This is a genomic window from Streptomyces thermocarboxydovorans, from assembly GCF_039524635.1.
In the GTDB taxonomy this organism is placed as follows: domain Bacteria; phylum Actinomycetota; class Actinomycetes; order Streptomycetales; family Streptomycetaceae; genus Streptomyces; species Streptomyces thermocarboxydovorans.
The window spans coordinates 1-19,032 of record NZ_BAAAGU010000070.1 but is presented as its reverse complement, the minus strand read 5'-3'; the positions used below and the strand labels follow the sequence as shown (position 1 = coordinate 19,032).

Annotated in this window: 15 protein-coding genes; 5 read left to right on the top strand and 10 right to left on the bottom strand. The window is 72.7% G+C overall.

Annotated features, from left to right (window positions below):
* Positions 1-228: 228 nt before the first annotated feature.
* The 3 genes from ABD198_RS26400 to glgX form a co-directional block, all read right to left on the bottom strand.
* Complete coding sequence (locus tag ABD198_RS26400; RefSeq protein WP_344006443.1) at positions 229-1,479, bottom strand: M14 family zinc carboxypeptidase; 1,251 nt, start codon at positions 1,477-1,479, stop codon at positions 229-231.
* 118 nt (positions 1,480-1,597) lie between these two features.
* On the bottom strand, positions 1,598-3,991 hold the full coding sequence (treY, locus tag ABD198_RS26395; protein ID WP_344006441.1) for a malto-oligosyltrehalose synthase: 2,394 nt from the start codon (positions 3,989-3,991) through the stop codon (positions 1,598-1,600).
* A gap of 119 nt (positions 3,992-4,110) precedes the next feature.
* On the bottom strand, positions 4,111-6,270 hold the full coding sequence (glgX, locus tag ABD198_RS26390) for a glycogen debranching protein GlgX (protein WP_344006439.1): 2,160 nt from the start codon (positions 6,268-6,270) through the stop codon (positions 4,111-4,113).
* A 574-nt stretch (positions 6,271-6,844) separates the two neighbouring features.
* Here glgX and ABD198_RS26385 point away from each other — a divergent pair.
* Positions 6,845-8,089, top strand: a complete 1,245-nt coding sequence (locus tag ABD198_RS26385; protein ID WP_344006469.1) for an SAV2148 family HEPN domain-containing protein — start codon at positions 6,845-6,847, stop codon at positions 8,087-8,089.
* 105 nt (positions 8,090-8,194) lie between these two features.
* Complete coding sequence (locus tag ABD198_RS26380) at positions 8,195-8,917, top strand: 3'-5' exonuclease (RefSeq protein WP_344006437.1); 723 nt, start codon at positions 8,195-8,197, stop codon at positions 8,915-8,917.
* A 10-nt stretch (positions 8,918-8,927) separates the two neighbouring features.
* Here the strand turns inward: ABD198_RS26380 and ABD198_RS26375 are convergent, their stop codons facing one another.
* Positions 8,928-9,791 (bottom strand): phosphotransferase enzyme family protein, encoded by an 864-nt coding sequence (locus ABD198_RS26375; protein ID WP_344006435.1) that lies wholly within the window; start codon positions 9,789-9,791, stop codon positions 8,928-8,930.
* A 389-nt stretch (positions 9,792-10,180) separates the two neighbouring features.
* Positions 10,181-12,427 carry an MMPL family transporter gene (locus ABD198_RS26370; protein WP_344006433.1) on the bottom strand — a complete coding sequence of 749 codons (2,247 nt, stop codon included), beginning with the start codon at positions 12,425-12,427 and terminating at the stop codon, positions 10,181-10,183.
* 378 nt (positions 12,428-12,805) lie between these two features.
* Between ABD198_RS26370 and ABD198_RS26365 the strand changes: the two genes are divergently transcribed.
* From ABD198_RS26365 to ABD198_RS26355, 3 genes are all read left to right on the top strand, one after another.
* A complete protein-coding gene (locus ABD198_RS26365; RefSeq protein WP_344006431.1) occupies positions 12,806-13,354 on the top strand; it encodes a DUF1697 domain-containing protein in 549 nt (182 codons plus the stop codon).
* Positions 13,347-13,766, top strand: coding sequence for a nuclear transport factor 2 family protein (locus tag ABD198_RS26360; protein ID WP_344006429.1), 420 nt, complete (start codon positions 13,347-13,349; stop codon positions 13,764-13,766). Before ABD198_RS26365 ends, ABD198_RS26360 begins: the two co-directional genes overlap by 8 nt.
* Positions 13,767-13,871: 105 nt before the next feature.
* A complete protein-coding gene (locus tag ABD198_RS26355; protein WP_344006427.1) occupies positions 13,872-14,489 on the top strand; it encodes a TOPRIM nucleotidyl transferase/hydrolase domain-containing protein in 618 nt (205 codons plus the stop codon).
* Between the two features lie 28 nt (positions 14,490-14,517).
* Here the strand turns inward: ABD198_RS26355 and ABD198_RS26350 are convergent, their stop codons facing one another.
* The 5 genes from ABD198_RS26350 to ABD198_RS26330 form a co-directional block, all read right to left on the bottom strand.
* Positions 14,518-15,258 (bottom strand): sirohydrochlorin chelatase, encoded by a 741-nt coding sequence (locus ABD198_RS26350; RefSeq protein ID WP_344006423.1) that lies wholly within the window; start codon positions 15,256-15,258, stop codon positions 14,518-14,520.
* Positions 15,258-16,175, bottom strand: coding sequence for an ABC transporter permease (locus ABD198_RS26345; RefSeq protein WP_344006421.1), 918 nt, complete (start codon positions 16,173-16,175; stop codon positions 15,258-15,260). The genes ABD198_RS26350 and ABD198_RS26345 overlap by 1 nt, the downstream gene beginning before the upstream one ends.
* Positions 16,162-16,953, bottom strand: coding sequence for an ABC transporter ATP-binding protein (locus ABD198_RS26340; RefSeq protein ID WP_344006419.1), 792 nt, complete (start codon positions 16,951-16,953; stop codon positions 16,162-16,164). The genes ABD198_RS26345 and ABD198_RS26340 overlap by 14 nt, the downstream gene beginning before the upstream one ends.
* Before the next feature lie 5 nt (positions 16,954-16,958).
* Entirely contained in the window at positions 16,959-18,092 is a 1,134-nt protein-coding gene (locus ABD198_RS26335; protein WP_344006417.1) for an aliphatic sulfonate ABC transporter substrate-binding protein, read from the bottom strand.
* 261 nt (positions 18,093-18,353) lie between these two features.
* Positions 18,354-19,032, bottom strand: a 679-nt coding sequence (locus tag ABD198_RS26330) for an elongation factor 1-alpha C-terminal domain-related protein (RefSeq protein WP_425580559.1), incomplete at its 5' end; no start/stop codon positions are given.

The following is a 19,032-nucleotide window of genomic DNA, read 5'->3' as shown; positions in this document are numbered from 1 at the left end:
CGGGCACCGCCTCTGCCCGGGTGCCGGGCGCCGTCCCCGCCTGAGCGCCGGGCACCGCCTCTGCCCGGGTGCCGGGCGCCGTCCCCGCCTGAGCGCCGGGCACCGCCTCTGCCCGGGTGCCGGGCACCGTCCCCGCCCGAGTGCCAGGTACCACCCCCGCCTGAGCGCCGGGCACCGTCCCCGCCCGAGCGCTGGGCACCGCCCGGTCCCACGCGTGCCGAGCCTTCGTCACGCCGCCCGCTCGCGGGCGTGCAGGGCCGTCGCCACCACTGTGCGGGCCTGGTGCTCGACCTGGTGCTCCACGGGGACCCAGCGGGCGCGGAAGCGGTCCGCGAAGGCGTCGCTCCACGCGGCGACCAGCCGCTCCAGGCGGGCCGCGGCGTACCGGTCGGTGTCGCTCAGCGCCCGGTGCAGCATCGCCGCCGCCCGCAGCGGCACCCGGCGCGCGAAGGCGTCCACGCTGCCGACGTACGCCCGGCTGTCGTCGGCGGGCGGGCGGTGCGTCAGATCCCCGGCCAGCCCCGGCACCAGCTCCAGGCCCCACAGGGCGGCGCGCGCCAGCGGGCCCACGGCCACCTCGGGGCGCGGCCGCACGTCCTCGACCACCCGCAGCACCTCCCCGGCGTCCCGCAGCAGCCGCCGCGCGAGTTGCCGCAGCGCCACGCCCGGCGCCGGATGGGGCGCCGGGTCGTCCACCACGCCGCCCGCCCACATCGGCACCTCCACCACCGCGGTCATCCCGCCGTACCGGTGCGCGTGGTACCAGGTGCTGTGCCGGGCGTCGTCCGGCAGGCTCGGGTAGGCGGGCCCCGTCCCGGCCGCCGGCAGCACATGCACCCCGGGTCCCGAGGCGGGCCAGCCCGCCGCGTCCGAGGCGCTGGTCTCCACCGGGATGTGCAGCTCCGCCGCGGACTTGCCGAACGGCTCCGCCAGCCCCGGCACGTCCCGGGTCAACTGCACCCAGCTGCCGCCCAGATCGGTGCCGTGCAGGGAGACCTGCAGGTAGGGCCGGAGCTCGTCGATGACGCCGGTCAGCGCCCGCGTCTCGGGCGGCAGCCGGTCCGGCGGCAGCAGGGAAGGCGCCCACTCCGGCTGCTCCGGGCCCGCGGGACGGAAGAAGCCCAGGTGGTACTCGTAGAGGCTGCGCGGGGCGGGGCTGCGGTGCAGGCTCGCCCCGTCGGGGTCGGCGCACAGCAGGAGGTGCCAGGAGATGCCGTCCCGCAGCTCCGGTTCCTGAAGCACCCGCCGGGCCAGCACCAGCAGGGTGCCCCCGCCGGCCGGCTCGTTGGCGTGCGCGCCGGCGACCACCAGCACGGCCCGCCGGGCGTGCCCCAGGGACAGCAGATGCAGCGGCCGCCCCGCGCGGGAGGCACCCACCTGCCGCAGCACGCACAGCTCGGGCCGCTGACCGGCCAGGGCGTGGGCGGAGCTCACCAGTTCGGCCACCGTCGGATAGCGCAGCTCCGGCAGCAGACTCACCCCCCCGTCCCGACCACGCGACGCCGTTGTGCGCAGTACCCCACGGCCACGAGGCGCTGTCAAGGGCGCACCAGGAGTCACCCCGAACGCCTCACCGGCCCCGGGGAAACGGGGGATCTCACTCCCCGGTGCGCTCCAGCAGCGCCACCGGCAGCGCGGCGAACAGGTCCGCCGCACGCACCTCCGACTCGAAGACGCCGTCGGTGTCCAGCACGTCCGTCCAGCGGCCCGGCGGCAGGGTGAGCCGGGTCTCCCGCCAGCCGCCCGCCTCCGCCAGGCGCAGGGACAGCCGGGTCACGGCCGTCAGGACCCGGCCCGAGCGGACGAACGCCACGCAGTGCGGCGCCGCGGGCCCCTCGGCCGGCAGCGGCTGGTACGTCGCCGTGTCCCCGAACACCTCCGGGAGCCGGGCCCGCAGCCGCAGGGCCGCCCGGGTGACCGCCACCTTGCTGCCGGGTCCGCCGTCGCCGTCCTCCCCGGTGCCGTCGAAGCGCACCGGCCGCCGGTTGTCCGGGTCCACCAGCGCCCGGTACTCGTGCTCCGTGCCCTGGTAGACGTCCGGCACGCCCGGCATCGTCAGATGCAGCAGCGCGGCGCCCAGCACATTGGCGCGGATGTGCGGTTCCAGCGCGGCCCGCAGCCGCGCCACCCGCTCACCCGGCCCGCCGCACGGACCGGCCGCAACGAACCGGGCCACCGTCTCCTCGTACGACGGGTCCTGCTCGGTCCAGCTGGTGTGCAGGCCCGCCTCGCGCACATGCTTCAGCAGCGCCCCCTGCACCCGCTCCTCCTCCGCCGGGCCCAGCCCGAACACCGTCTGCCAGGCCGCCCACGCCAGCTGCGCGTCCGGCACCCCCTCACCCGTGCGGATCACCTCCGCCAGCAGGTCCGCCCAGCGCCCCGGGCACTCGGTCAGCACCTGCAGGGCGGCCCGCACATCGGCACTGCGCTTGGTGTCATGCGTGGAGACCACCGTGCCGGTCGTCGGCCAGTCGCGCTGCAGCCGGGAGCAGTACGCGTGGAACTGCTCCGGCGGCACCGCCGGGCTGCCCGGCTCGCCGCCGACCTCGGTCGCCGACAGCAGCGGCACATAGCGGTAGAACGCCGTGTCCTCCACGGACTTGGCCCGCAGCGCCGAGGAGGTCTGCGCGAACCGGGCCCGGAACTCCCGCTGCCGCGGCCCGTCGCCGTACCGCCCGAGCACCAGGTCCCGTACGACGTCCACCGCCTCCGCCTCCTCCGGGACCGTGAAGGCGTGCCGGGCCTCGGCCGCGGCCTCCTCGGTCACCACGCGGGAGGCGTCCACGGAGGCGTAGGGCCGGTACACCTCGAGCCGGACCAGCAGCTCCACCAGGGCGGTGCGCAGCGCCCAGGGCGCGCGGTCGCGCAGCGCGGGCTCGGGGGAGGTCGCGCACAGCCGGCTCGCCACCCGGGTCAGCCGGTCCGTCTCCGCGGCCAGCTCGTGGTGGAGCACCTTGTACGCGGCCCGCCGCACCGTGGCGTCCCAGTCGCCGCCCCGGTCCGCCGGGGGCGCCGCGAACCGGCGGTACTGGCCCAGCAGGTCCCCGAACCCGGCCGGGTCCACGAACAGGCCGTCGATGTGCCGCAGGGCGTCGTAGCCGGTGGTGCCCGCGACCGGCCAGGAGGCGGGCAGCGCCTCCCCGTCGGCGAGGATCTTCTCCACCACCGTCCACCGGCCGCCCGTCGCCTCGTGCAGCCGCCGCAGATAGCCGTCCGGGTCGGCCAGCCCGTCCGGGTGGTCGATCCGCAGGCCGTCGAAGACCCCGTCGTGCAGCAGCCGCAGGACGGTGGCGTGGGTGGCATCGAACACCTCCGGGTCCTCCACCCGCACCCCGATCAGCTCGGAGATGCTGAAGAACCGCCGGTAGTTCAGCTCCGTGCGGGCCAGCCGCCACCAGCCGAGGCGGTACCACTGGGCGTCCAGCAGCGCGGGCAGCTTCAGCCCCGCGGTGCCCTCCCGCAGCGGGAACTCGTGGTCGTAGTAGCGCAGCACCTCGCCGTCGGCCTTGATCCGGTCCAGTTCCGCGCCCAGCGGCCCGCCCAGCACGGGCAGCAGCATCCGGCCGTCCTGCGCCTCCCAGTCGATGTCGAACCACCGCGCGTACGGTGAGGAGGGCCCCTCGCTGAGCACCTCCCACAGCGCCCGGTTGTGGCGGGGCGCCATCGCCATGTGGTTGGGCACGATGTCGGCGATCAGCCCCAGCCCGTGCTCCCGGGCGGTGGCCGCCAGCGCCCGCAGTCCCTCCTCGCCGCCCAGCTCCTCGCGCACCCGGGCGTGGTCCACCACGTCGTAGCCGTGCGCCGAGCCCGGCACGGCCTCCAGGACCGGCGACAGATGCAGATGGGACACGCCGAGCGAGGCCACGTACGGCACGGCGGCCGCCGCGGCCCCGAACGGGAAGCCGGGCTGGAGCTGCAGCCGGTAGGTGGCCGTGGGCACCGGTGCGCCGGGGCGCACAAGAGTCCGATCGACAGTCCGCTCAGAGGTCATGCACAGCTACGTACCCGCCCTGCCGCGTTTCCTGTCATCGCCCGCCACCGGACCACACCGGTCACGCCCTCCGCTCATGACCCTCGCCGGACCACCCGGAGCCGTCTCCCTCCGCCGGACTACACCGGGCGCTGGAGCACCGTCAGGCTGCGGTCGGTCAGGGTCAGCCGGTCCCCGGCGTTCACCTTGGGGCCGGTGCCCGGCGGGACCCCGTCCGCGCGGGCGGTGTCGACCACCACCTGCCACTGCCGGCCGTGGTCGACGGGCACCACGAAGTCCAGCGCCTTGGGGGAGGCGTTGAACATCAAGAGGAAGGAGTCGTCCGTGATGCGCTCCCCGCGCGGACCGGGCTCGGAGATCGCGTTGCCGTTGAGGAACACCGTCAGCGCCGACGCCTGCGCCGACTCCCAGTCCCGCTGGGTCATCTCCGAGCCCTCGGGAGTGAACCAGGCGATGTCCGACAGCTCGTCGTGGGTGCCCTCCACCGGCCGGCCGTGGAAGAAGCGGCGCCTGCGGAAGACCGGGTGGTCCTTGCGCAGCCACACCATCGCCCGGGTGAATCTCAGCATCTGCCGGCGGAAGTCCTCCGCGTCCTCCGCGTTCCCCTCGTCGCCCTCGCCCTCGCCTCCGTCGTCCGGCCAGTCCAGCCAGGCCAGCTCGTTGTCCTGGCAGTAGGCGTTGTTGTTGCCGTGCTGGGTGCGGGCCAGCTCGTCGCCGTGGCTGATCATGGGCACACCTTGGGAGAGCATCAGGGTGGCGATGAAGTTGCGCATCTGCCGGGCCCGCAGCCGCAGCACCTCCGGGTCGTCGGTCTCGCCCTCCACCCCGCAGTTCCAGGACCGGTTGTGGCCCTCGCCGTCCCGGTTGTCCTCGCCGTTGGCCTCGTTGTGCTTCTCGTTGTACGAGACCAGGTCGTGCAGCGTGAAGCCGTCGTGGCAGGTCACGAAGTTGATCGAGGCGAGCGGGCGCCGCCCGTCGTCCTGGTAGAGGTCCGAGGAACCGGTCAGCCGGGAGGCGAACTCCGCGAGTGTCCGCGGCTCGCCCCGCCACAGGTCGCGCACGGTGTCCCGGTACTTGCCGTTCCACTCGGTCCACAGCGGCGGGAAGTTGCCCACCTGGTAGCCGCCCTCGCCGAGGTCCCACGGCTCGGCGATCAGCTTCACCTGGGAGACGACCGGGTCCTGCTGGACCAGGTCGAAGAACGACGACAGCCGGTCCACCTCGTGGAACTGCCGGGCCAGGGTGGCCGCCAGATCGAAGCGGAACCCGTCGACATGCATCTCCGTCACCCAGTACCGCAGCGAATCCATGATCATCTGCAGTACGTGCGGCGACCGCATGAGCAGGGAGTTCCCGGTGCCGGTCGTGTCCATGTAGTACCGGCGGTCCTCCATCAGCCGGTAGTACGAGGGATTGTCGATCCCCTTGAAGGACAGCGTGGGCCCCAGGTGGTTGCCCTCGGCGGTGTGGTTGTAGACGACGTCCAGGATCACCTCGATCCCGGCCTCGTGCAGCGCCTTCACCGCCGACTTGAACTCCAGCACCTGCTGGCCGCGGTCGCCCCAGGAGGCGTAGGCGTTGTGCGGGGCGAAGAAGCCGATGGTGTTGTAGCCCCAGTAGTTGCTCAGGCCCATGTCGACCAGCCGGTGGTCGTTGACGAACTGATGGACGGGCATCAGCTCCAGCGCCGTGACCCCCAGCTTGGTCAGATGCTCGATCACCGCCGGGTGCGCGAGGCCCGCGTAGGTGCCGCGCAGCTCGTCGGGGAGCTTCGGGTGCCGCATGGTCAGCCCTTTGACATGGGCCTCGTAGATCACCGTGTGGTGGTACTCCGTACGGGGCCGCCGGTCGTCCCCCCAGTCGAAGTACGGGTTGACCACCACCGAGGTCATGGTGTGCGGCGCGGAGTCCAGGTCGTTGCGCCGGTCGGGGTCGTCGAAGTGGTAGCCGTACACCTCCTCGCCCCACTGGACGGACCCGCTGATCGCACGCGCGTACGGGTCGAGCAGCAGCTTCGCGGAATTGCAGCGCAGCCCGCGCTCGGGTGCGTACGGACCGTGCACCCGGAAGCCGTAACGCTGCCCGGGCATGACGCCGGGAACGTACGCGTGCCGCACGAACGCGTCGCTCTCGCGCAGCTCGATCGCCGTCTCGGAGCCGTCGTCGTGCAGCAGACACAGCTCTACTCGGTCCGCAACCTCCGTGAAGACCGCGAAATTCGTACCGGCGCCGTCGTACGTGGCACCGAGCGGATACGCCTCGCCAGGCCAGACCTGCATGGACACGACTCTTCCAGGTGTACGGCGCCGGTGGGGGCGCCTTCCCTCCGAGTCTCCCCGAGTCTCCCCGAAGTGAGGAGACCACCCAGGCACATGCCCCTCATCAGTGACCGGCCAATGGGACTAAGGAGACTGCAGCGACGCCTGAGGCGGCAGTGATCCCAGTGACTCTGAGCTGCCGTGATGCGCGCGACGCCCGGGACGACCGTCCACCGTCCGGGTGAACGTCAGGATCCGGCCTCCGGCTCCCCGCCCGCCCGACCGCTGGCTTTCGGCCTGCGGACCCGCCGCCCTCCGGCCACGAGCCCGCCGCCGCGTCACCCCGCCGGATCCGGGCCCCGAACTTCCTGCATGCCCGACTCCCCCCGTCCCGGCGGGCGTTGAGCGGCCGCGGCGCCCGGAGCCGCTATGAAACCGCTCACTTCCCGCGGTCCGGCCGCAGAGGAACATTCCTGTGAAAGACGGAAGTTGGGAAACGAGCCTGTCCATCGGGCTGCACCGTGCGCCGTACGCGGAGTACTCTCCTTGATCGTCGGCACGGGGAGGACTCGGGGGAGTGGAAGGCGGTGCGCGGGTGGGCTCGGGAGGGCTGGAGCTGCCCCCTGGTGACGAGGGTCACGAGGGTAACTCCACGGAGGTCCCGCCCGGTGCGGTGTCCCTGGCACGGCCTATGGACGCAGGCGCGGGCTCGATAGGGCCGGAACTGGACTGGGACGCCGACGCCTGGCGCGAGGTACGCACCCGCGCTCAGCGCGCGGGGCGGGCCTACATCTGGCTGAATCTTGTCGAGCAGCGGCTGCGCGCCGTGGTGGCGGCCGTGCTGCGGCCCATCTACGAGCCCGTGCACGGGGACGACTGGGTGGTCGCCGCGGCCGGGCCCGCAGGCCAGGAGTGGGTGCAGCGCGCGGTCGCGGTGCGCGAGGTCAGCCGCCGCAAGGGCTATCTGCTCGACCCGGCCGACGACAATGTGCTGTCCTTCCTCACGCTGCCGCAGCTACGGGAGCTGATGGTCCAGCACTGGCCCTGCTTCGAGCCGTACTTCGACGACCGCCGGGACGTCGAGCTGGCCCTCGACGAGCTGGAGGTCACCCGCAACGTCGTCTCCCGCAACCGCGCGCTCTCCGAGGCGGTCCTCAACCAGGCCGAACGGGCCTCCGCGCGGCTGCTCGAGATGCTCGGCGCGGGCGGCGACGTCCCCTCCGCGCGCCGGCTGCCCGTGGACGCGGTGGAGGACCTGGTCGGCGACCGGTACGCCGATGTCGTGGCCGTCCACCCCGACCGGGTGCGCCTGCTGCGGCAGTTCCCGGCCGAGGACATCTTCGGCGGGGCCCGGCGGCTCGACGCCATCGGCATCGGGCTCAACCTGCTGGTGCAGAACTTCTCCGGGCGCCGGCTGGTCCGCCTGGCCGAGTCCGGCTGCCGGGTGCGGCTGCTGTTCCTCAACCCGGCCTCCAGCGCGGTCAAGCGCCGCGAGCGCGAACTCGGCATCAAGCGCGGGGAGCTGGGCCGCGCGGTCGAGATGAACATCCTGCACATGCGCCGCGTCCGCTCCCGCCTGCGCGACCCGGGAGCCTTCGAGATCCACGTCTACGACGAGACGCCGCGCTGCACGGCGTACCTGGTGGACGCCGACGGCGCGGACGGCGTCGCCGTGGTGCAGCACCATCTGCGCCGCGCCCGCGGCATGGAGGCGCCGGTCCTGGTCCTGCGCAACGGCAACAGGCTGGTCAAACCGGGCGAGGTGGAGGAAGGCGGTCTGTTCCCCACCTATCGCGAGGAGTTCGAGCAGATGTGGGTGGATTCGCGCCCCGTGTCGTGACGTACGCCCGCGGCCGCCAAGCGGAAGCCGATCCTCGGACTGTCAGTGCCGCATGCGAAGGTATGGGCCACTGGGGGAACGCACCACACAGAAGGGGGGCAGCCCATGGGCTGGCACCGGGAGCTGCTGATCGGCTTCGACCTGGAGACCACGGGCACGGACCCGCGCGAGGCGCGGATCGTCACGGGCGCCGTGATCGAGGTCCGGGGCGGGGAGCCGATGGGGCGCCGGGAATGGCTGGCTGATCCGGGCGTGCCGATCCCCGCGGAGGCGGTGGCGGTCCACGGCATCAGCAACGAGCGCGCGGCGGCGGACGGCAGACCCGCCGACCAGGTGGCCGACGCCATCGCCGACGTCCTCGCCGGCTACTGGAAGACGGGCGTCCCGGTCGTCGCCTACAACGCCGCCTTCGATCTGAGCCTGCTCTCCGCCGAACTGCGCCGCTACGGCCTGCGTTCCCTGCGCGAGCGCCTGGGCGGCATCGACCCCGCGCCCGTCATCGACCCGTACACCATCGACCGGTTCGTCGACCGGTACCGCCGCGGCAAGCGCAACCTGGAGGCGGTCTGCGCCGAGTACGGCGTCGCCCTCGACTCCGCGCACGACGCGACGGCGGACGCCCTCGCCGCGGCCCGGCTCGCCTGCGCGATAGCCGTCCGGCACCCCAAGGTGGCCTCGCTCGGCCCGGCGGAGCTGCACCGCCGTCAGATCGAGTGGTACGCCGCCTGGGCGGCCGACTTCCAGGACTTCCTGCGGCGCAAGGGCGACGCCGCGGCGATCGTCGACAGCTCCTGGCCCCTGCGCGAGACGGCGGGCGAGCCGGTCTGAACGGCCCCCGTCAGAAGGGGTACCAGCGCACCGTCTCGTCCCCGGCCCGCAGGGACGCCACCCGGCGTTCGAACTCGGCCAGTGCCTTGGGATTGGTCGGTGCGTGCTGGGCGACCCAGGCGCAGCTGGCCGTCTCCCGGGCGCCGCGCAGGACCGAGCAGCCCTCCCAGGAGCGCACGTCCCAGCCGTAGGTTTCCGTGAAGGAGGCGTACGCCTCGTCCGGGAGTCCGTAACGGTCGTGGGAGAGGGCCATCACCACCAGGTCGTGCTCGCGCAGATCGGCCGAGAAGGTCTCCAGGTCCACGAGGACGGGTCCGTCGGGGCCCACGTGCACATTGCGCGGGAGCGCGTCGCCGTGCACGGGGCCCGGCGGCAGATGAGGTGTCAGCGCCGCCACGGCCGAGGCGAAACCGTCCCGCCGCTCGCGCAGATACGCCGCGTCCGCGGGGTCGATGGCGTCACCGGCGAGCCGCAGCCAGCGTTCCACGCCGCCCAGCAGATCGCGCTGCGGGAGGGCGAAGGGGGGAGCGGGCAGGGCGTGGACCAGGCGCAGGAGCGTGGCCAGATCGCGCGGCTCGGCGGGGCGTACGGCTTCGGGCAGCCGGTGCCACACGGTCACCGGGTGGCCCTGGACCAGCAGCGCCTCCGGCTCGGCCGCCCGGACCGCCGGCACCCCGGCGTCCGCCAGCCACAGCGCGACGGCCAGCTCCCGGCGCGCCCGGTCCAGCAGTTCGGCGTCCCGGCCCACCTTGACCACCACGTCACCGGCGGCGAACACGGCGTTCTCGCCCAGGGCGAGCAGCAGCGCGTCCCCGGCCGCGCCGGGCAGCACCCCGGCCGCGCCCAGCACCTCACGCGCCCGTGCCTCGTCCATCCGCCCGCCTCCGTGTACGTCCTCGGTCCTCCGCGCCGCGCCCTGTGCGGCACCGGCAGCTCCGGTCCGCCTGCCTCGACCATGCGCAGGCGGTCCGGTCACGTGTGCCCTCAGTCTCGCATTCGCACTGGTGGGGCTCCCGCACGCCTCTCGGTCCGGGCACGCAGACGCGCCGAAACCCGACGGGCCACCCAGGGCGGCGGGTGGACGGGGCCTCAGGCAAGGGCGCCGGGAACATCTCCGACTGTTGCACGAGACCGTCGAGGCGGAGCTGCGCCGCTGACCGGCAGCCCAGAAGCACGAGAGCACGAGAAGGGAGGGCCCGGCGGACCGAGGTCACCGAGGTCCGCCGGGCCCTCCCCCTGCCGGGAGTTCTCCTGCCGGGTCGGTCACACCCGCACCGGTTCCCCCTCGTCGTCCTTCGTCAGCGGGCGTGCCGCCGCCTGCGGCGCCTCGTCGTGGGTCAGGTCGGGCATCCGGTCCAGCCACTTCGGCAGGTACCAGTTGCGTTCGCCGAGCAGCGCCATCACCGCCGGCAGCAGCACACCCCGGATGACCGTCGCGTCGATCAGCACCGCCGCCGCGAGGCCCACACCCATCTGCTTCATGGACTGCATGGACAGCGTCCCGAAGATCGCGAACACGGCGACCATGATGACCGCGGCGCTGGTGACCACCCCGGCCGTGGTGACCACGCCGTGCCGGACGGCGTCCCGGGTGGCCAGGCCCCGCAGCCGGGCCTCACGGATCCGGGAGACCACGAACACGTGGTAGTCCATCGACAGGCCGAACAGGATCACGAACAGGAACAGCGGCAGCCAGGTGATGATCGCGCCGACGCCCTCCGCGCCCACCAGCGACGCGCCCCAGCCGTGCTGGAAGACCGTCACGAGGATGCCGTACGCGGCGCCCACCGACAGCAGGTTCAGCCCGATGGAGGTGATCGCGACCGTCACCGACCGGAACGACATCAGCATCAGCACGAAGGCGAGGACCACCACGAAGGCGAACACCGGGACCACGGACCCGATCAGCTGGTCGTTGAAGTCCTTCGAGCCGGCGACCTGCCCGGTGATCGGCGCTTCCACCCCGTCGACCGTGCCGAACGTGGCGGGCCGCACCTCGTCGCGCAGTCTCTCCAGGCTCTCGCCCGCCTTGTCCAGGTCCGAGCCGCCCACCAGCGGCACGTACACGAGCGCGATGTTCTGCTGGTCGTGCACCTTGATCTCGACCGGGCCGCGCGTGGCGCCGGAACTGATCGCCCGGTCACGGAAGTCGGCCAGCGCCGACTTCACCTCGGGGGCGTTGATGTCGTCCGCCTTGACGACCACCTCGGCGGGCTCCGAGCCGCCCGGGAAGGCCTCGTTGACCCGGTTGTAGGTCTGCACGATCGGCAGCGAGTCGCCGAACTCCTGGTCCAGCGTGAGGTTCTGCGTCTTCATGCCGACCGCCGGCGCCGCCACCGCCAGCAGCGCACCCGTGGCCACCACGACCGCCAGCACCGGCCTGGCCAGCACCCGGTCGAGCACGGCCCCCCAGAACCGGCTGTCGCCGCCGCCGGCGGCCCGCTTGTGCAGGAACGGGATGCGCAGCTTCTCGACCCGCTCGCCCAGCAGCGACAGCAGCGCCGGCAGCACCGTCACGGAACCGGCCATGGCCACCCCCACCACCATCAGCGAGGCAAGACCCATGCCCTCGAACTCGGCGATGCCGGTGAACAGCATGCCCGCCATCGCCACACAGAAGGTGACACCGGAGACGACGACCGCGCGGCCGCTGGTCGCCGCGGCGATGCGCAGCGCCGTCCGCGCGTCCCGTCCGGCCGCCCGCTCCTCGCGCTCCCGGCGCAGATAGAACAGGCAGTAGTCGACGCCGACGGCCATCCCGACCAGCACCATCACCGAGTTGGCGGTGTCGCTCATCGGCTGCAGATGGCTGACCAGGCCCATCAGCCCCATCGTGGCGATGATCGCCGTGATGGCGAGCGCCACCGGCAGCAGCGCCGCCACCACCGCGCCGAAGGCGATCAGCAGGATGCCGAGCGCCACCGGCACCGCCGAGAACTCGGCCCGCTGCAGGTCGGCGCCGAACGCGTCGTCGAACGTCTTCATCATCGAGGCGCCGCCGATCTCCTCGATCCGCAGCGACTCGTGATCCTTCTGCACCCGCTCCACGGCGTCCAGCACCGGCTCCACCCGCTCGCCCGCGGTGTCCGCCGCACCGCGCATGTCGAACTGGACCAGCGCGCTGCGCCCGTCCTCGGAGATGGTGCCGGACTCGTACGGCGAGGTGACGTCCGTGACCTCGCCGGTCTTCTCCACCGCCGCCACGACGGCCGCCACCGCGGACCTGAACTCCGCGTCCGTGGCCTTCACGCCGTCGCCCTTGGCCTGGATCAGTACGGTCTCACCGGCCGGCTCCTCGATGCCGGCGTCCTCGATGATGCGGGCCGCGGTGTGCGTCTCGCCGCTCAGCTGGTCGCCGTCCTTGACGTCGACCCGGCCGGCCGCCGAACCGAGTCCCACCGCCAGCACGACGAACAGCACCCAGATCCCGACGGCCGCCCAGCGGTGCCGGGCGCTCCAGCCGCCGGCCCGGGCTGCGAGGCCGCGGACCCGCCCTTCTCCGTTCTTCATCTCGGGCTCGCTCCTTCGTGTGCGGTGCGGCAGCGACCCCCTGCCGCCACCCTCGCTTGTGAAGGTATGGGCCCGATCCGGCCATCTCGTCGTGCTCTCCGGTGAAGCTGCGGCCCGGCGGCTCCTCCGTTCGTCCGCCGGCATCTCCCCACTCGGGAGGACATCGGTCCCTTACATCTATTGAGGTCTCTCGGGGACGTTGTTCAGGGTTTGTCATTTCGAAGGTTTGTTGAATAAGTCACAGGTGCATGGAGAGGCGCGTGTACCGGTTGCTCGCGCCGCGTCGTTCCGCCAGAGTTTCGCGCACGTCCGCTCATCCGCGGACGCGGCCGTCGTGCCCGCCCCCACGGGGCACGGCGGCCGACCTAGGCTTCTGCCATGGCGACGACATACGCGGCCCTGCTGCGCGGGATCAACGTGGGCGGCAGCAGAAAACTCCCGATGGCCGGGCTGCGCACCCTGATGGAGGGCCTGGGATACACCGGGGTCCGGACCTATCTGCAGAGCGGCCAAGCCGTGTTCACCGCCTCACACGGCGACGAGGGGTCGCTGGCCGCGGAGCTCGCCGCGGCGATCGAGCGGCAGTTCGGCTTCACCGTGGACGTGATCGTGCGCGACCACGCGTACCTGGCGGCGGTCGTCCGGGACTGCCCCTTCCCGGCGGCCGAGCTGGAGGCCAAGCAGCTGCACGCCACCTACCTCTCCGAGCCCGTCGACCCCGGCCGCTTCGCCGAGATCGACCAGCAGGCCTTCCTGCCGGAGGAGTTCCGCATCGGCGACCGCGTGATCTACCTCCGCACACCCGGCGGCCTGGGCCGCTCCAAGCTCGCCGAGGCCCTGGCCCGCCCGCGCTACACCAAGGGGCTGATTGCCACCACCCGCAACTGGAACACCGTGACCAAGCTCGTGGAGATGACCGGTGACTGAGGACACGGCGGACACAGAGGACACGGAGGGCACGGAGGACACCAGAAGCAGCAGCCTGGACGCCGCCGTCGAAGGCGAACTGCTCCTGCTCGACCGCGCGGTGCGCCGCGACCCCGAGCGCGCGGCGGCCCTGCTGCACCCCGACTTCCACGAGTTCGGCGCCTCCGGCCGCATCTGGGACCGCGCCACCATGCTCGCCCTCCTCGCCGAGGAGCCGGAGCAGGCCGACCCCATCAAGGTGTCCGGCATGCGGGCGGTGCAACTCGCCCCGGACGTCGTCCACCTCACCTACGACACCGACGCCGACGGCCGCCGCGCCCACCGCAGCTCCCTGTGGCGCCGCACCGACACCGGCTGGCGCCTCTACTTCCACCAGGGGACCCTCTTCGACACCGACACCGACACGGACTGACAGGGTTCCACGGGGTCGGAGTGACGGGCTTGTCCTGGCTCAGGTCGACCGGCGCCCGGTGGAAACTCCCTCGCGCCGGGGCCGGAACTGGCCGAGACTCGGCACATGACGGACTTGGGGGCGTTCCGGGACGCGGTCACCGCCTGGGCGGCGGGCGGCACCGGTGAACGGGCGCGGGAACTGGCCGGACGGCTCGCCGTCGAGACGGTGGTCCTGCTCGAAGGGCGCAGCGACCTCGCCGCCGTGGACGCACTGGCCGAGCGCCGCAGCCGCGACCTCGCCGCCGAGGGCATCTGCGTCCTCTCCATCGACGGAGCGATGAGCGTCGGCCGCTACGCCGGACTCCTCGGCCCGGCCGGCCTGGGGCTGCGCCTCGCCGGCCTGTGCGACGAGGCGGAGCGCCCCTACTACGTCCGCGGCTTCGAGCGGGCAGGCGCGGCACCGGCCGCCATCCACGCCTGCGCGGCGGACCTGGAAGACGAGCTGATCCGCGCCCTCGGCGTGGCCCGGGTCGAGGAACTGGTCCGGGAGCAGGGCGAACTGCGCCCGCTGCGCACCCTCCTGCGCCAGCCCGCCCAGCAGGGCCGCGCCCCCCAGCAGCAGTTCCGGCGCTTCATCGGCACCAAGAAGGGGCGCAAGATCCGCTACGGCCGCGTCCTGGCCGAGGCCCTCGACCCCGGCCGCGTACCGGCACCCCTCGACGCGCTGCTCGCCGCCCTTTGAAGGGCGGATCGGGGCACCGCCGCACCCCTCACGCCCCGATCGCCGTGAGCATCGGCGCCCGCGCCGCGTCGTAGCGGGCCAGCAGCAGGCGGGCCACCTCCGGGGCCGGGCCCAGGACGTCGGCGAGGACGTCGGCCTCGGCGGCGCCGTGGGCGATGCGGTCCGGGAGGAAGCCCGGGGCGAGAACGTACGGGGCGACGGCGACGCGCTCGCAGCCCAGTGCGCGCAGTTCCCGCACCGCGTCCTCGGTGCGGGGAAGAGATGCGGAGGCGAACGCAGGCCGCACGGCGCACCAACCGGTGTGCCGCCACTCCCGCGCGATTTCTGCGATCACTGCGATCGCCTCCGGGTCGGTGGACCCCGCCGAGGCCAGTACGACCCCGGTCGAGGACTTGTCGGCGGGGCTCAGGCCCGCCTCGTACAGCCGGTGCTCCAGCGCCGCGAGCAGCAGCGGGGAGGGGCCGAGGACGTCCGCCTGGCGGATGCGCAGCCGGGCGGGGGCCTCGGCCAGGACGGCCGGGATGTCGGCCTTCGCGTGGAAGGCGCGGGTCAGCAGCAGCGGGAGGGCGACCACGTCACGGACGCCCTCGGCCGCCAGGGATTCCAGCACGCCCTGCACCGAGGGCACGTTGAAGTCCAGGAAGCCGGTCTCCACGCGCAGCCCGGGCCGCAGCTCGCGGACCCGGCGCACCAGGGCCTGCACGGTCGCGGCATGCCGCGGGTCGCGGCTGCCGTGGGCGATGACGACGAGGACCGGCTGCATCGGCATCAGCTCTTCACCAGCAGGCCGCGGCTGCGCAGCACCCACCGCTCCAGCGGGCTGAAGATCAGCAGGTCGATGGCGATACCGACGGTGAGGATGAGCAGGATGGCCTCGAACACCATGGCCATGTCGCTGGCGTTGCGGCCGTTCTCCAGCAGCTGGCCGAGGCCGATGCCCAGGTCGGGGAAGGAGGCGATGATCTCCGCGGCCATCAGGGAGCGCCAGGAGAACGCCCAGCCCTGCTTCAGGCCGCCCACATAGCCGGGCAGCGCGGCCGGCAGCACGATGTGCCAGGTGCCCTTCAGGCCCGTGGCGCCCAGGGTGCGGCCCGCGCGCAGGAACAGCGGCGGCACCTGGTCGACGCCGGAGACCAGGCCGTTGGCGATGGACGGGACGGCGCCGAGCAGGATCACCGCGTACATCATCTGGTTGTTCAGGCCGAGCCAGATCACCGCGGGGGGAACCCAGGCGACCGACGGCAGGGACTGCAGGCCGGTGAGGATCGGCCCGATCGCCGCCCGCACCACCTTCACCCGGGCCACCAGCAGGCCGAGCGGGGTGCCGATGAGCAGCGCGAAGCAGAAGCCGAGCAGGCCGCGCGAGACGCTGGTCCAGATGTAGCCGAGCAGTTCGCCCTGGAGCCACGCCTGGCGCAGCACCTCCCACACCGCGCCGGGCGAGGGCAGCTTGGTCGGGTCGTCGACGACCTTGAAGGAGATCAGCGCCTGCCACACCGCCAGCACCAGGGCGATGGCGACGACCGGCGGCAGGATCTTCTCGGTGAAGGTCTGCCGCAGCGGCTTGCGCCGGGTCTGCACGGTCTCCAGGGCGTCCAGGCCCGCCTCCAGACCGGCGAGGTCCGAGGCGTCACCGGTGCTCTTGGCGTCCTTGGGGTCCTGGGTGGTGGTCTCAGTGCTGGCCATGGCGGCGGATCTCCCCCCGGAGTTCTTCGGTGATCTCGACGGACAGCTCCGCGACCGCGGTGTCCTCGATGCGGCGCGGATGCGGGATGTCCACCCGCCATTCGCGGGCGATCCGGCCCGGCCGGGACGACAGCAGCACCACGCGCTGGGCGAGCCGCACGGCCTCGCGCACGTTGTGCGTCACGAACAGCACGGACAGCTGGGTCTCGCGCCAGATGCGGGTCAGCTCGTCGTGCAGCACGTCGCGGGTGATGGCGTCCAGCGCCGCGAACGGCTCGTCCATCAGCAGCAGCTTGCTCTCCTGGGCCAGCGCCCGCGCCAGGGCGACCCGCTGGCGCATGCCGCCGGACAGCTCGTGCACCCGCTTGCGGTGCGCGCCCTTGAGCCGCACCAGCTCCAGCAGCTCCTCGGCGCGTTCGCGCCGCTCGGACTTCGGCACGCCCCGCAGCTTCAGGGCGAGTTCGATGTTCTTGCCCGCGGTCAGCCACGGGAACAGCGCGTGCTCCTGGAACATCAGCGCCGGCCGGCCGTCGGTGGTGATGGTGCCGGCGCTGGGCCGGTCCAGGCCCGCGACCAGGTTCAGCAGCGTGGACTTGCCGCAGCCGGAGGCACCCAGCAGGGTCACGAACTCGCCCGGCGCGACATCGAGGCTGATGTCGTCCAGCACGAGCTGGCGGCCGGCCGGTCCGTCGAACGACTTGGAGATGTGCTCGATGCGCGCGGCGTGCGAGACCTCGGTCCGCTGACCGCCGTCGGCCTTGGCGAGCGTGGTGGCCATGGTCGTCACCTCCTGGGACTCTTCGGGGATGCGGGCTGTCCGGCACCGAGGCCGGCGTCGTCGAATGGGGGTTCGCCCTCAGCCTCGAGGAGCTTGTTGAGGAGCGTGAGGTCGTAGATGCCGGTGAGGTCCGGCTGCTTCAGCAGGCCGGCCTCGACGGCGTGGCCGGCCTGCCGGCCGAGGGTCGAGGCCAGCGGGTCGTCGGTGAACCGGATCGACTTCCACGCCGGGTCCAGCACCTCCTCCGGCAGTGCCTTGCCGGCGTCGGCGGCCAGCTGCTCGTTGGCGGCGGCCTTGGCCTGCTCCGGGTGGGCGTTGATCCAGCGGTTGGTCTCCAGGGAGGCCCTCAGCACCGCCTCGACGGCCTTCGGGTGCTCCTTCAGGAACTCCTGCCGGACCACGATGTTGGTGATGACGAACTTCTCGTCCGGCCACAGCGAGGCCTCGTCGAGGAGCACCTTGCCGCCCTCGGCGACCAGCTTGGACGCGGTGGGCTCCGGCACCCAGGCCCCGTCGACGGACCCGGACCTGAAGGCGTCGGGGGTGACCTTGTTGTCGCTGCGGACGACGGTGACGTCGCCCTTGCCGCTGAGCGGGTCGACGTTCCAGCCCTGCTCGGACGCCCAGTTGAGGAACGCCACGTCCTGGGTGTTGCCGAGTTGCGGGGTCGCGATCCGCTTGCCCTTGACGTCCTCGATCGACTTCACCTTGCCGGGGTCGACGACGAGCTTCACCCCGCCCGACGCCGAGCCGCCGATGATGCGCAGGTTGGTGCCGTGCGACTTGACGTAGCCGTTGATGGCGGGGGAGGGGCCGATCCAGCCGATGTCGATGGAGCCGGAGTTGAGCGCCTCGATCTGCGAGGGGCCGGCGTTGAACACCGCGTAGCGTGCCTCGGTCGCGCCCAGCGCCTTCTGGAAGAAGCCCTTGTTCTTGCCCACCAGGGCGGTGCCGTGGGTGAGGTTGCCGAAGTGGCCGATCCGCACCGCGTCGAGACCGTCGGTCTTCTTGGCGCCGGCGGCGATCGCGGCGCTGCCGTTGTCCTTCGCCTGGGACCCGTAGCCGCAGGCGGCCAGGGCGAACAGCGGCAGCACGGCCAGCACCGCGAGGATGCGGCGCAGGGCGGTCGTGGCAGGCACGGAGGGATTCCTCTCGCCAGGCCCGGCGGTCACGTACCGGCGTCGGTACGCGGCCGGGAGTCGGCAGGTTTTCGTCTACGGCGGTGGGGTGTGCGCGGGCCGGGACGGCCCGCGCGGCTCATCGCGCACATCGGGCCACCCCGCCCTGCCCTCCCCCGAACTCCGTTCGGGGGGACCCCCACCCCAGCGCACCACTGCCGACACGCCCGCCCTCCTTGGCGAACGTGGCGAAGTAGTCGCGGTAGCCGGCCGGATGCATGCTCAGAAGTCCCACCCGTCGTCCTCGGCCTCGTCCTTGACGGGCTCCGGGGCCGCGAACGACTCGCCGACCATGCCCGCGGTGAGCGTGGTGCCGTCGTTCGGGTCGATCAGGATGAACGAACCGGTGCGCCGGGAGTCCGAATAGGAGTCGGCGGGCAGCGGCTCGGCGGTGCGGATCTTCACCCGGCCGATGTCGTTGGCGACCAGCTTCCCCGGGTGCGGGTGCAGCGAGAGGTCGTCCAGCGTCAGCCGGGACGGGATGTCCTTGACGATCGCCTTCACCGTGCGCGTGCCGTGCTTGATCAGCACCCGGTGGCCGACGGTCAGCGGCTCGTCGGCGACATGGCACACCGTCGCCTCGAGGTCCTGTGTGGTCGCCGGGGCGTCCTTGCTCGGGACGATCAGGTCGCCGCGGGAGATGTCGATGTCGTCGGCGAGCAGCAGCGTCACCGACTGCGGCGTCCAGGCGATGTCGACGGGCTTGCCCAGCAGGTCGATCCCGGTGATCGTGGTCGACCGCCCGGACGGCAGCACCGTCACCTCGTCGCCCACCCGGAAGGTTCCGGCGGCGATCTGGCCGGCGTAGCCGCGGTAGTCGGGCAGCTCGGCGGTCCGCGGGCGGATCACGTACTGCACGGGCAGCCGGGCGTGGCAGTGCGCCAGGTCGTGGCTGACCGGC

Excerpts from the sequence above, each read along its gene's own strand:
- ABD198_RS26375 (WP_344006435.1), bottom strand. The coding sequence starts at position 9,791 with ATGGACGAGGCACGGGCGCGTGAGGTGCTGGGCGCGGCCGGGGTGCTG.
- ABD198_RS26355 (WP_344006427.1), top strand. The coding sequence starts at position 13,872 with ATGACGGACTTGGGGGCGTTCCGGGACGCGGTCACCGCCTGGGCGGCG.
- treY (WP_344006441.1), bottom strand. The coding sequence starts at position 3,991 with ATGACCTCTGAGCGGACTGTCGATCGGACTCTTGTGCGCCCCGGCGCA.
- ABD198_RS26380 (WP_344006437.1), top strand. The coding sequence starts at position 8,195 with ATGGGCTGGCACCGGGAGCTGCTGATCGGCTTCGACCTGGAGACCACG.
- ABD198_RS26350 (WP_344006423.1), bottom strand. The coding sequence starts at position 15,258 with ATGCCGATGCAGCCGGTCCTCGTCGTCATCGCCCACGGCAGCCGCGAC.
- ABD198_RS26370 (WP_344006433.1), bottom strand. The coding sequence starts at position 12,427 with ATGAAGAACGGAGAAGGGCGGGTCCGCGGCCTCGCAGCCCGGGCCGGC.
- ABD198_RS26365 (WP_344006431.1), top strand. The coding sequence starts at position 12,806 with ATGGCGACGACATACGCGGCCCTGCTGCGCGGGATCAACGTGGGCGGC.
- glgX (WP_344006439.1), bottom strand. The coding sequence starts at position 6,270 with ATGCAGGTCTGGCCTGGCGAGGCGTATCCGCTCGGTGCCACGTACGAC.
- ABD198_RS26345 (WP_344006421.1), bottom strand. The coding sequence starts at position 16,175 with ATGGCCAGCACTGAGACCACCACCCAGGACCCCAAGGACGCCAAGAGC.
- ABD198_RS26340 (WP_344006419.1), bottom strand. The coding sequence starts at position 16,953 with ATGGCCACCACGCTCGCCAAGGCCGACGGCGGTCAGCGGACCGAGGTC.